Here is a 12,657-nt window from a genome sequence, read left to right as displayed (position 1 = left end):
GTCAGTCCTCACCTCGCCGATAGGTGGCGCCGATCGCCTTGGGCGGCCGCAGCCGCTGCGAAGCCACCGCCAGCACGATCAGCGTCACGAAGTGCGCGGTGTACGGGATGAGGTCGCTGGGCAGGTCGTCGTTGGTCCAGTAGATCGCGTACAGCGCGGCCGCGCCGACGACACCGAGCGCGGAAGCGATCCACTGACGGCGGAACAGCTGCACCGCCACGATCACGGCGAGCAGGATCACCGCGCCGTACAGCAGCGCGAGCACCGCGGTGCCGCCACCGGCGAGCTGGAGACCGTCCGCGTAGCCGAACAGCGCCGCGCCGCCGAGCAGGCCGCCCGGCCGCCAGTTGCCGAAGATCATCGCCGCGAGGCCGATGTACCCGCGGTTGTTGGTCTGGTTCTCCAGGTAGTCCGCACCGCCGGCGAGCAGCACGAGCGACGCGCCACCCATTCCGGCGAGCCCACCGGAGATGATCATGGCGACGTACTTGTGCAGGTAGACCTTCACGCCGAGGGACTCGGCCGCGACCGGGTTCTCACCGCAGGACCGCAGCCGCAGGCCGAACCGCGTCCGCCACAGCACGAAGTAGCTGATCGGCACCAGCGCGATCGCGATCATCGTCAGCGGCGCGACCTCGGTGATCAGGCCGTTGAGGATGCCGGCGAGGTCGGAGATGAAGACGCGCTGCATCTTCTCCAGGTCCGACAACCAGTCCGAGAGGAACGTCGCCGAGTACGTGTCGAACTTCGGCACCGGCGGCGACTGGCGCGGGTTGCCCGAAAGCGGCGTGAACACCAGGTTCGCCAGGTACTTCGCGACACCGAGACCGAGCAGGTTGATCGCCACACCGGAGACGATGTGGTTGACGTTGAAGGTCACCGTCGCGACGGCGTGCAGCAGCCCGCCGAGCGCGCCGAACACGACCGCCGCGATCAGCCCGGCCCAGACCCCGCCGTGGTACGCGCCCCACGCGGCACCCCAGGTGCCAAGGATCATCATGCCTTCGAGGCCGATGTTGATCACGCCCGCGCGTTCGGCCCAGAGACCGCCGAGCGCGCACAGCAGGATCGGCAGCGCCAGCCGCAACGCGGTGTGCGCGGTGTTGGTCGAGGTCAGCGTGTTGACGCCGGTGGCGTACGACGCGATCGCGAGCACACCGACCGCCAGCAGACCCCAGATGGCGCCCTTGAGCCAGCCGGGGATACGCCGCTTCGGCGGTTTCACCGGCATGGTGGTCCCGCCGGTGTTGGGCGAAAGAACGTCCGCGGTGGTCACACCGCACCTCCCTCGGACACGCTGGAACCCTTGCGGCCGTTGCCTGCCAGCGCGCGACCCACGCGACGCTGTTCGGCGGCCAGGTCGGCGCGGCGCACGATCTCGTACGCGATGACGACCGACAGCACGATCACGCCCTGCATGATCGTGGCGATCTCTTTGGACACGTTGATCTGCTCCAGCGAAACGGCGGACCGGTCGAGGAACGCCCACAGCAGAGCGCCCAGCGCGATCCCGGCCGGGTGGTTACGCCCGAGCAGGGCGACCGCGATACCGGTGAAGCCGTACATCTGGGTCGAGGTGATGCCGTAGCTGAAGTCGCGGCCGAGCAGTTCCGGCATCGCGACCAGGCCGGCGACACCACCGGAAAGCAGCATCGCGATCAGCGTCATCTTCTTGGCGTTGACACCACCAGCCGCGGCGGCCGTCGTCGATTCGCCGGAGGCCTTGAGCTCGAAGCCGAACCGGGTCCGGTTGAGCATGAACCAGTAGGCCCCGCCGATCAGCGCCGCGATGACCACGAAGCCGAACAGCTCGCCCGACCCGATCGGGATACCGGGGATCCGGCCGGTCTCGGCGATCTCGCGGGTGGCGATGTTGTTGCCGGTCTGCACGCCGAACTGGTCCGCGTTGACCAGGAACGCCACGATGCCGCCGACGATCGCGTTCAGCATGATCGTCGAGATGACCTCGGAAACCCCGCGGGTCACCTTCAGCACGGCCGGGATGGCCGCGTACAGCATGCCGCTGAGCACCGCGACGATCAGGATCGCGATCACGTGGATCACGGGCGGCAGTTGCAACGCCCCGCCGATGATGGCGGTGACGATGGCGGCGAACCGGTACTGACCCTCGACACCGATGTTGAACAGGTTCATCTGGAAGCCGATGGCCACCGCGAGCCCGGACAGGTAGTAGACCGTCGCGAGGTTCACCGTGTCGACGGCCGTCGAGCCCTTGAAGAGCTGGCCGATCATCGTGCCGTAGGCCTGGAGCGGATCCGCCCCCGAGATGATCAGCGCGATGGCCGTCAGGATGACCGCGAAAACGATCGCGAGCAGAGGCGGCAGCAGCCTCGTACGCCAGCTACTCACGCTGCACCTTCCTCTTCGGAGTCTTCGGAAGCACCCGTCATCGCGGAGCCCAGTTCCTGCGGGGTCACGGTCGCGGGGTCGGCCTCGCCGACCAGCCGTCCGCGAAGCATCACCTGGATGGTGTCGGACAGCCCGATCAGCTCGTCGAGGTCGGCCGAAATCAGCAGGACGGCCAGCCCGGCCGCGCGCGCCTGACGGATCTGCTCCCAGATCAACGCCTGCGCGCCGACGTCGACACCGCGCGTCGGATGCGACGCGATCAGCAGGACCGGGTCGCCGGAAAGTTCGCGCCCGACGATCAGCTTCTGCTGGTTACCACCCGAAAGCGCGGCGGCGGGGACGTCGATACCCGGCGTGCGGACGTCGTACTCCTCGACGATGCGGCGGGTGTCCTCCCGCGCGCCGTCGATGTCGAGCAACTGTCCTTTCGCGACCGGCTTGCGCGTCTGGTAGCCGAGGATCCGGTTGACCCACAAGGGTTGCGTGAGCAGGAGGCTGTGCCGCGTGCGATCTTCGGCGATGTAGCCGATCCCGGCCTCGCGGCGGGCGAGCGTCCCCAGCTTGTGCAGTTCGACGACCTTGCCGTCGGTCTCGGTCAGTTCGATCCGGCCGCCGCCCTTGCGCATGCCCATGATCGTCTCGACGAGTTCGGTCTGGCCGTTGCCCTCGACGCCGGCGATCCCGAGCACCTCGCCCGCGTGCACGGTGAAGGAGATGTGGTCGAGCACGTTCCGCTCGGAACCCTCGACGCTCAGGCAGACGTCGTCCAGGCGGAGGACGTTCCGGTCGGTCACCGTGGACTCGCGGGTCTCCGGGCTGGGCAGCTCCGTGCCGACCATCATTTCGGCCAGCTGCCGCGAGGTGATCGTCTTCGGATCGGCCGTGCCGACGGTGGTGCCGCGGCGGATCACGGTGACCGTGTCGGCGATCGCGCGCACCTCGTCGAGCTTGTGCGAGATGAAGATGAAGGTGAAGCCGTCCTTCTGCATGGCGCGGACGGTCTCGAACAGCGCGTCGACCTCCTGCGGCACGAGCACCGCGGTGGGCTCGTCGAGGATGATGATCCGCGCGCCGCGGTAGAGCACCTTGACGATCTCCACGCGCTGGCGGTCGGCGACGCCGAGCTCTTCCAGCAGCGCGTCCGGGCGGGCGCGCAGGCCGACGCGTTCGGCGAGTTCCGCCAGCTTCGCCCTCGCCGCGCGGCCGATGCCGTGCAGGTTCTCCGCGCCGAGGAAGACGTTCTCCCCGACGGTCAGGTTGTCGGCCAGCATGAAGTGCTGGTGGACCATCCCGATCCCGGTCTTGATGGCGTCCTGCGGGTTGCGCAGTTTCACCGGCTGACCGTTGATCGCGATGTCGCCCTCGTCCGGCTGCTGCATGCCGTAGAGGATCTTCATCAGGGTCGATTTGCCCGCGCCGTTCTCGCCGCAGACGGCGTGCACCTCGCCCTTGGTGACGGTGAGGTTGACGTCGGAGTTGGCCACGACACCGGGGAATCGCTTCGTGATCCCGGTCAGCTGCACGGCCGGTTCACCCCGGTCGGGGGCGTCGGTGACCTCGGCCTGGGGAGCGCTCATGGAAAAGCCATCCAGTTCTGGGTAAACAGGTTGGGGCTCGGAAGGGGTTACCCTCCCGAGCCCCACTGCCTGGTCGAGCTTACTTCTGCGGCTTGTCGGAGACGGTGATCGCCCCGGAGACGATCTGCGCCTTGTAGCCGTCGAGGACGTCCTTGATGTCGTCGACCTTGCCACCGGAGGTGGCGTAGCCGATGCCGTCGACCTTGAGGTCGAAGCGCTTCGGCAGGGTCGTCAGGTCGCCCTTCGCCAGCGCGCGCAGGTAGTCGAACACCGCCACGTCGACGCGCTTGAGCATCGACGTGATGATGACGTCCTTCGACGCCTCGACCGTCTTCTGGTTGTACTGGTCGGAGTCGACGCCGATGGCCATGGCGTTGTTGGACTTGGCCGCCTCGAAGACGCCCTTACCGGAGGCACCGGCGGCGTGGTAGATCACGTCCGCGCCCTTGGCGATCTGCGCGGCGGCCTTCACGTTGCCCTTCGCCGGGTCCTGGAACCCGGAGAAGTCACCGGCCGGGGTGAGGTATTCGTCCTCGATCTTGGCCTTGGACGAAGCGGCCTTCACACCCTGGAGGAAGCCGGCCTCGAACTTCTGGATCAGCGGCGTGTTCACGCCACCGACGAAGCCGACGTGGCACTTCTTCGACTTGTAGGCGGCGGCGACACCGGCCAGGAACGAGCCCTGCTCTTCGGCGAAGACCAGCGGGGTGACGTTCGGGGCCTTGACGGAGTCGTCGTCGACGATCGCGAACTGGGTGTTCGGGTACTTCGGCGCGATGGCGCCGACGGCCTTGGCGTAGGCGAAGCCGACCGCGATGACCGGGCTGAAGCCCTGCGAAGCGAGCTGGTCGAGACGCTGCGACTTCGCGGCCTCGTCCTCGGTCGCGGCGGCGGTGCTTTCGGTCACCGAGGTGACGCCGAGTTCGGCCTTCGCCTTGTCGGTACCGGCGGCGGCGGAGTCGTTGAACGACGCGTCGCCACGGCCGCCGACGTCGAAGGCCAGCGCGACCTTGAGCTTGCTGCCGTCGACCTTTTCACCGGCCTGGCTGGAGCTGGTCGAGGCGGCCGCCGCGGCAGGCGGCTTGGGCGCCGTCACGCAGCTGGCGGACTGGTCCCCAGTGCTCGCGTTGTTGTTGTTCCCCGCACCTGAATCCTTCGCGCACCCGGCAAGTACCAGTGCACCGGCCATGGCGGCGGCGGCCAGCGCGGTTCCACGCATGCGACGCAACGTGTGTCTCCCTCCCCGCTGATCCAGCGGATGGTCCGAAGAAAGCGACCCGGCGACGCTGCCGGGTTCGACCGAGAGACGGTACCTAACGGCCGCTTTGCTGCCATAGGAAAGGCACGCTACGTAACACAAACGTTTACTCATGAGTCGTAAGCGCGACGAATGGAGTACGCACGGTGATCGGAATGGAGTAATCGCAGGCAGCGCCCGGCCCCCAGGCCGCGTGACGCGCCGAAGATCGTCACGCACCGTTCAGGCCCTCCGGTGGCGCCGTCCGGCGCGTCCACAGTGGACGAACCGGTGAGTTACCGGCCCTCGTCACTCGATCGTGCGAGGGCCTCGATGTCTGGTCCATCACACAGAGGAACCCGGAGGTGAGCCCACCGTGAGGTGCGGGTCTAGCATCCTTTTCATCCACGCTCGATGACCATGATCTCGGCACCGTCGCCGGAGCCGTCCCCAGGTGGACGTCCCGGCGGCAGGCGCGGAAACCAGCGGTCAGCGGGCCCAAGCCATGACGTTGGAGGCCGTTCACCGATGTCCACCACGGCTAGCACCGCCACCGAGGCGGCCGCGAGCGATCGGGCGGGTGCCTCACGCCGGCAAGGGACGTTCTACCGGGGAGACCCCGGTATGTGGTCCTGGGTGCTGCACCGCATCACCGGCGTGCTGACATTCTTCTTCCTCTTCGTGCACGTGCTCGACACCGCGCTCGTGCGCGTGTCGCCCGACACGTACAACGAGGTCATCGAGACCTACAAGACCCCGCTGGTCAACCTCCTCGAGGTCGGCCTGGTCGGCGCGGTGCTGTTCCACGCGCTCAACGGCATCCGGGTCATGCTGGTCGACTTCTGGGAGAAGGGACCGAAGTTCCAGAAGCCGATGCTCTGGACCATCCTGGCCATCTGGGTCGTGGTGATGATTCCCGGTGCCTTCTTCATGATGAAGCGCACCGTCGAAGTTATGTTCGGGGGGCACTGACCATGGCAACCGAAGTTCTCGCACTCGACAAGCCGCGCTCGCCGAAGCGCCCCGCTGCCCGCCGCAGCAACTTCGAGCTCTACAGCTGGCTGTTCATGCGCATCTCGGGCCTCGCCCTGGTCGTGCTGGTGCTCGGCCACCTGTTCATCATGAACATCCTCGACGGCGGCGTGCACCGCATCAACTGGGGCTTCGTCGCCGGCCGCTGGGCCTCGCCGTTCTGGCAGTTCTGGGACCTGTCGATGCTGTGGCTCGCCGAGATCCACGGCGGCAACGGGCTGCGCACGATCATCGACGACTACGCCCGCAAGGACAGCACCCGGTTCTGGCTGAAGATCGTGCTCTACGTCTCGATGGTGCTGATCCTCGCCGTCGGCACGATGGTGATCTTCACCTTCGATCCCGGTATCTCGGCCAACTGACGCCCCACCACACGTTCAAAGCGGAGTCCTCATGCAGTTCCACAAGTACGACGTGGTGATCGTCGGCGCCGGTGGCGCCGGCATGCGCGCGGCCATCGAATCCGGCCAGCGTGCCCGCACCGCGGTCCTCACCAAGCTCTACCCGACGCGTTCGCACACCGGCGCCGCCCAGGGCGGCATGTGCGCCGCGCTGGCGAACGTCGAAGAGGACAACTGGGAGTGGCACACCTTCGACACGATCAAGGGCGGCGACTACCTGGTCGACCAGGACGCCGCCGAGATCATGGCGAAGGAAGCCATCGACGCGGTCCTCGACCTCGAGAAGATGGGCCTGCCGTTCAACCGGACGCCCGAAGGCAAGATCGACCAGCGCCGCTTCGGCGGGCACACCCGTGACCACGGCAAGGCCGCGGTGCGCCGCGCCTGCTACGCCGCGGACCGCACGGGGCACATGATCCTGCAGACGCTGTATCAGAACTGCGTCAAGCACGGCACCGAGTTCTTCAACGAGTTCTACGTGCTCGACCTGGTGCTGACCCCGGACGAGAACGGCAACCCGGCCGCCTCCGGCGTCGTCGCCTACGAGCTGGCGACCGGCGAGCTGCACGTCTTCCAGGCGAAGTCGATCGTGTTCGCCACCGGCGGCGCGGGCAAGATCTTCAAGACGACGTCGAACGCGCACACCCTTACCGGTGACGGCCTCGGCATCATCTTCCGCAAGGGCCTGCCGCTGGAGGACATGGAGTTCTTCCAGTTCCACCCGACAGGTCTGGCCGGGCTCGGCATCCTCATCTCCGAGGCCGTGCGCGGTGAGGGCGGCATCCTCCGCAACGCCGACGGCGAGCGGTTCATGGAGCGCTACGCCCCCACCATCAAGGACCTCGCGCCGCGTGACATCGTCGCCCGGTCGATGGTGCAGGAAGTGCTGCAGGGCCGCGGTTGCGGGCCGAACAAGGACTACGTCGTCCTCGACGTCACGCACATCCCGGAAGAGACGCTGAACGCGAAACTCCCGGACATCATGGAGTTCTCGCGGACGTACCTGGGCGTCGACCCGGTCACCGAGCCGGTGCCCGTGTTCCCGACCTGCCACTACGTGATGGGCGGCATCCCGACCAACATCCACGGCGAGGCGTTGCGGGACAACGAAAACGTCATCCCCGGCCTGTACGCCGCGGGCGAGGTGGCGTGCGTGTCCGTGCACGGCTCGAACCGCCTCGGCACGAACTCGCTGCTCGACATCAACGTGTTCGGCCGTCGTGCCGGCATCGCGGCCGCCGAGTACGCGCTGGCGCACGAGCACATCGAGCTGCCGGAGAACCCGACCAAGCTCGTCGAGGACCAGCTGGCGCTGCTGCTCTCGGAGCACGGTGACGAGCGCGTCGCCGACATCCGCACCGAGCTGCAGCGGACGATGGACTCGCACGCTTCGGTGTACCGCACGGAGGACACGCTCAAGCAGGCGCTGACCGACGTGCAGGCGCTGAAGGAGCGGTACAGCCGGATCACCGTGTCGGACAAGGGGAAGCGGTACAACACCGACGTCCTCGAGGCCGTCGAGCTGGGCTTCCTGCTCGAACTCGCCGAGGTCCTGGTCGTCGGCGCCCTGGCGCGCAAGGAGTCCCGCGGCGGGCACGCGCGCGAGGACTACCCGAACCGCGACGACACGAACTTCATGCGGCACACCATGGCCTACAAGGAGGGCGAAGGTCTCACCGCCGACGTCCGCCTGGACTACAAGCCGGTGACCTTCACCCGCTACGAACCGATGGAGCGGAAGTACTGATGACCACGGCCACCCCCGAGAAGTCGGAGGCCGTGTCCTCCGACCACACGCCGATCACCGTCACGCTGAAGATCCTCCGGTTCAACCCCGAGATCGACAACGAGCCGCACTGGGAGTCCTACGACGTCCCGGCGCAGCGCACCGACCGGCTGCTGAACCTGCTGTTCTACGTGAAGGACTACATCGACGGGACGTTCTCGTTCCGGCGCTCGTGCGCGCACGGCGTCTGTGGTTCCGACGCGATGCAGATCAACGGCATCAACCGGCTGGCGTGCAAGGTCCTGATGAAGGACCTGCTCGAGACCAACGGCAAGAAGACGACCATCACCATCGCGCCGATCAAGGGCCTGACGACGCTCAAGGACCTTTACGTCGACATGGACCCGTTCTTCGAGGCGTACAAGGCCGTGAAGCCGTACCTGATCGCCTACGGGAACGAGCCCACCCGCGAGCGGATCCAGTCGCAGGCCGACCGCGACCGGTTCGACGACACGACCAAGTGCATCCTGTGCGCCTGCTGCACGTCCTCGTGCCCGGTGTACTGGAACGACGGCTCGTACTTCGGCCCGGCCGCGATCGTCAACGCGCACCGGTTCATCTTCGACTCGCGTGACGAAGGCGCCGAAGAGCGTCTCGACATCCTCAACGACTCCGAGGGTGTCTGGCGCTGCCGGACGACGTTCAACTGCACCGATGCCTGCCCGCGTGGCATCCAGGTCACGAAGGCGATCCAGGAAGTGAAGCGCGCTTTGCTCTTCAAGCGCGTCTGACGCCTCTGGTTGGCGTTGAAGTCCGTGAAGGCCTCCTTCCCTACTCTCAAGGTAGGGAAGGAGGCCTTCACGGCGTTTCGGAGTTATCCACAAACACCCGGTTATCCACAGGTTCGTGAAGTGAGGCTGTCGCGGACGGCCACCGGCGGACAGGCTGGGTCACGTGGTCAAAAGGGGAAGATGGGCACAGCATCCCGAACTGCTGCTAGCGCGAAGCCGTAAGGGCGTCGTCCGGGTCGCCGACCTGGAATCACTGGAGATGCCCAGTAAGACGATCTACAACCGATGCTTGCCTGGTGGGCCGTGGCAGCGACTCCTTCCCGGGATCGTCCTCATGCATGATCAGAAGCCGACCTCGGCGGAACTGGTGACTGCGGCACTTCTCTACGCGGGTGCGAAGACAGTGCTCACGGGAATCGAAGCGTGCCGACTCCACGGATTGCGTCCGTCCGCGCTTCCGGACGACCCGGAGCTGCATGTGCTGATACCGCACGATCGGAAGATCCGAAGCGTCGGCTTCGTGGTCACGGAGAGAACGCTGCGTCTACCCGCACCGGTGAACCGGACCGGAGTACCGCTCGCGCCGTTGATCCGAGCGACGACCGACGCCGTCCGTCGGCTCATTGATCCGCTGGTGGCGGAAGAGTTACTGATCGAGGCGATCCAACAGGGCAAATGCCACCCCAAGGCGCTGCTATGGGAACTGAACCACGGAACCCAGCGTGGAACCGCAGTGCCTAGGCGGATCTTGAGCGACTGGGTTGACATCCGCTCGATGGCCGAATCGCGGGCGAAGGTGCTCAGCCAGCGACTGAAGTCACCGCCAAGTCACTGGAACGCCGAACTGTTCGATGTTTTCGGCAACTACCTGGGAAGGCCGGACGCATGGTGGGACGACGTCGGCCTTGTATGGGAAATCGATTCGTTCGACTTCCATTTCCGCCGGGCCGCCTACCGGCGGACCGTGGACCGGAACACCAGGTACGCGACGGCCGGGATCGTCGTCGTTCAGACGCTTCCTTCGCAACTGCTGGACGATCCGGCCGGCGTGATCTCGGATCTGGAAACAGCGTGGCAGGTCGCCGCTTCCCCGCCGCGTCCTCAGGTCCGCCTTGCTGTTGCTGCCTGATGGTCCGTGAAGGCCTCCTTCCCTACCCTCAAAGTAGGGAAGGAGGCCTTCACGGAAAGCCGCTACTCCAGGATCCGGGCGTCCAGCGAGTGATGATCGGCACCGGAGTCGGCGGTACCCGGCAGCAGGTCGAAAGCCTCCGGATCGATGCGGTCCACAGCACCCGTGCTCACGTCCCGCAGCATGTTGTACAGCCCCGCCATCACCGCGCGCGTGAAGTGCTCCCGGTGCTGCTGCCCGAGCGTCTGCGTCTGCCCGCGCACCTCGAACAGCACCGTCCCGGTCCCGTTCAACGCGAACGAACACCGCGCCTGCCCCGGCAGGTCCCGGTCCGGCGCATGCGGATACCGCGCCCCGACGAACCCACGCGACGTCATCCCGTTGAACGCACTGATCGCCAGCTGCCGCGATTCGTCCTTTGTGTACACGTCGCGGTACTTCGCGTACTTCTGGCCGGGCTCGAAGAACTTGTCCGGCAGCGGCGGGTAGTCGATGCTGACGTCGAGGAGCCGGTTGCTGCCTTCCTGGCGGACGCACGCGCCTTGGTGATGCAGATCGACGTACACGTCGGGCACCTTCCCGCGCCGCGCGGTCAGCTCCAGGTACACCGAACGCAGCGCCCGCGCCTCGGGCGTGATGAACCAGCCCGGCTGATCCGGCGCGCCCGGGACGTCCTCCGCGCGCGGGACGTAGTTCAGGTCCGGATTGAAGTCGCGGTTGACGTCGAACCCCGGCCGCTTGCGGTAGTCGTCGCCCTGGAGGACGTCGCTGAGGTAGTTCCAGGTGGGCGGCCGGTCCTTCAACTGGGGGAACTTCCGCTGCACCTCGGCCCACGACAGATCGTTGCCGCGCCGGTCGAGTTCGGCGCCGTCCGGGTTCAGTTTCGGCACCGCCACGAAGGTGATGGTCTTCCGCAGCCGCTCGGCGTCCCGCGACTCCGACGTGCCGAGGTAGTCCAGGATCCGGAGCAGGGCGTCGGTGCCGGTCTTCTCGTTCCCGTGGATCTCGCTGGAGACCACGAAGACCTTCGGCCCGGTCCCGACGGTCGCCTGATGGAGCACCCGGCCGCGGTTCGACCGCCCGACCTCCTTGACCGCCACTCGCCCCTTGCTCACGCGCTCGAGCCTGCCGAGTTCCCGCACCATTTCGCGATAATCGGTGAACTCGTCGATGGGCAGCTCCCGCGGTTCCTCGCTGCAAGGTGCCACCGGCGCCGCCACCGCCGTGGGCGCGCTGACAAGCGGGAGCATCGCCAGCCCCACCACCACGGGAACCAACCGACCGGACAACGACATCGTGAACTCCCCACTGTCGAAGGTGCTCACAACGTAGCGAGAAGGACCCCGATCGCGAATCCGGCGAAAGTGCCGAGACCCGGCGAACGCGTGGTCGAGCTAGCCTGGTGGGTCATCGGCTGGTCGATCCGAGGGGATCCCATGGAAACGACGACCGAACTGCGCAAAACCCTGTCCCGCCGGCTCCTGCCGCTGCTCTCGGACCTCGAAGACCTCGTATACCGTCACGGCTACCTCCGGGTGGTCACCAGCGCTGTCGCCACGTTGGGCACCATCGGGTTGCTCGGCCAGGTTCTCGGCCTCGCCTGGCTGCGCACGATCTTCGCGACAGCGGCCGCCTGCCTGTTCTTGACCACCGCGCTCATTTCGTTCTCCGGGACTCGGAGGCTGCGAGATCGCTTGACCCAGACCGAGCAACTCCTTCACTCCTACTTGCCGGACTTGCCCCAGACAGACCCAGTGAGCATTCGTCGCTGGAAGCAGGAAACATCGATCGAGGAAAACGGCGATACCTGGATTCGCCAGGAGGTAGCGATGGCAGAGGCCGCGGACCGCCACCTTCGATACCTCACATTCACGGCGATTTGTTACAGCCAAAACAAGCTTACAAATCGCGACAAGCGGAAAGTCGCCTACGACTTCGTCCATGCCATGGCTTCGGCACCAGGCTCCGGAGTGCGGATTCCCACGACTTCAAGGTGGTCAGAGACGGAACGAGGCTGCTCAAGACTGACGGTCTATGTTCATCTCGGCCGCGCGGTGGAAGAAGGAGACGTGGTCACCGCCGAATGGCATTGGCCGAAACACTCGGCTGAGCTCATGAAGGAAATTCGCCCCGAGGCGTTTGACATCCTCTTCACCACCACGGTCGCCGAGTTCGATTTCCAGGTGAAATTCCGGAATCTCAAAGACGACACCGCACTGAAAGTGAAACCCCTGCCCACGACGCAAGTGGAACGTTCACGCGATGGCCAGGACACGATACTCCGGCTTTCGGGAACATCACCGCGGCGCGGCGACCGCTTCGGGTTCATCGCCGACGTACGACGGCCCGCATGACCGGAGGCCGGCCCGAATCACCCGGGCCGGCCTCCGAAAA

General features: G+C 66.3%; 11 protein-coding genes. 6 read left to right on the top strand and 5 right to left on the bottom strand.

Features of this window, described 5'->3' with window-relative positions:
* Position 1: 1 nt before the first annotated feature.
* From AORI_RS45310 to AORI_RS45295, 4 genes are all read right to left on the bottom strand, one after another.
* Positions 2 to 1,276: an ABC transporter permease gene (locus tag AORI_RS45310; protein ID WP_016331263.1), complete on the bottom strand. Its 1,275-nt coding sequence runs from the start codon at positions 1,274 to 1,276 to the stop codon at positions 2 to 4.
* The gene (locus AORI_RS45305) at positions 1,273 to 2,370 is read right to left on the bottom strand and encodes an ABC transporter permease (RefSeq protein WP_016331262.1); all 1,098 of its coding nucleotides are present in this window, start codon (positions 2,368 to 2,370) and stop codon (positions 1,273 to 1,275) included. The genes AORI_RS45310 and AORI_RS45305 overlap by 4 nt, the downstream gene beginning before the upstream one ends.
* Entirely contained in the window at positions 2,367 to 3,947 is a 1,581-nt protein-coding gene (locus AORI_RS45300) for an ABC transporter ATP-binding protein (protein WP_016331261.1), read from the bottom strand. Before AORI_RS45300 ends, AORI_RS45305 begins: the two co-directional genes overlap by 4 nt.
* A gap of 79 nt (positions 3,948 to 4,026) precedes the next feature.
* A complete protein-coding gene (locus AORI_RS45295; RefSeq protein ID WP_016331260.1) occupies positions 4,027 to 5,166 on the bottom strand; it encodes a BMP family lipoprotein in 1,140 nt (379 codons plus the stop codon).
* 546 nt (positions 5,167 to 5,712) lie between these two features.
* On the opposite strand from AORI_RS45295, the gene sdhC reads away from it, so the two are divergent.
* The 5 genes from sdhC to AORI_RS45270 all read left to right on the top strand — a co-directional run bounded on the left by sdhC (position 5,713) and on the right by AORI_RS45270 (position 10,263).
* Entirely contained in the window at positions 5,713 to 6,156 is a 444-nt protein-coding gene (gene sdhC, locus AORI_RS45290) for a succinate dehydrogenase, cytochrome b556 subunit (protein WP_081809635.1), read from the top strand.
* A 2-nt stretch (positions 6,157 to 6,158) separates the two neighbouring features.
* Positions 6,159 to 6,578, top strand: coding sequence for a succinate dehydrogenase hydrophobic membrane anchor subunit (locus AORI_RS45285; protein ID WP_016331258.1), 420 nt, complete (start codon positions 6,159 to 6,161; stop codon positions 6,576 to 6,578).
* Positions 6,579 to 6,609: 31 nt separating this feature from the next.
* Positions 6,610 to 8,364, top strand: a complete 1,755-nt coding sequence (gene sdhA / locus AORI_RS45280; protein WP_016331257.1) for a succinate dehydrogenase flavoprotein subunit — start codon at positions 6,610 to 6,612, stop codon at positions 8,362 to 8,364.
* Entirely contained in the window at positions 8,364 to 9,134 is a 771-nt protein-coding gene (locus tag AORI_RS45275; protein ID WP_016331256.1) for a succinate dehydrogenase iron-sulfur subunit, read from the top strand. The genes sdhA and AORI_RS45275 overlap by 1 nt, the downstream gene beginning before the upstream one ends.
* A gap of 334 nt (positions 9,135 to 9,468) precedes the next feature.
* A complete protein-coding gene (locus AORI_RS45270) occupies positions 9,469 to 10,263 on the top strand; it encodes a hypothetical protein (RefSeq protein ID WP_016331255.1) in 795 nt (264 codons plus the stop codon).
* Positions 10,264 to 10,325: 62 nt separating this feature from the next.
* On the opposite strand, the gene AORI_RS45265 is transcribed toward AORI_RS45270, so the two are convergent.
* Positions 10,326 to 11,558, bottom strand: a complete 1,233-nt coding sequence (locus tag AORI_RS45265) for a M14 family zinc carboxypeptidase (RefSeq protein ID WP_228688299.1) — start codon at positions 11,556 to 11,558, stop codon at positions 10,326 to 10,328.
* 141 nt (positions 11,559 to 11,699) lie between these two features.
* Between AORI_RS45265 and AORI_RS45260 the strand changes: the two genes are divergently transcribed.
* Positions 11,700 to 12,617, top strand: coding sequence for a hypothetical protein (locus AORI_RS45260; protein WP_043848556.1), 918 nt, complete (start codon positions 11,700 to 11,702; stop codon positions 12,615 to 12,617).
* Positions 12,618 to 12,657 lie beyond the last annotated feature (40 nt).

Source organism: Amycolatopsis keratiniphila, assembly GCF_000400635.2.
Taxonomy (GTDB): Bacteria; Actinomycetota; Actinomycetes; order Mycobacteriales; family Pseudonocardiaceae; genus Amycolatopsis; species Amycolatopsis keratiniphila.
This window is presented reverse-complemented; position numbering and strand designations above follow the sequence as displayed.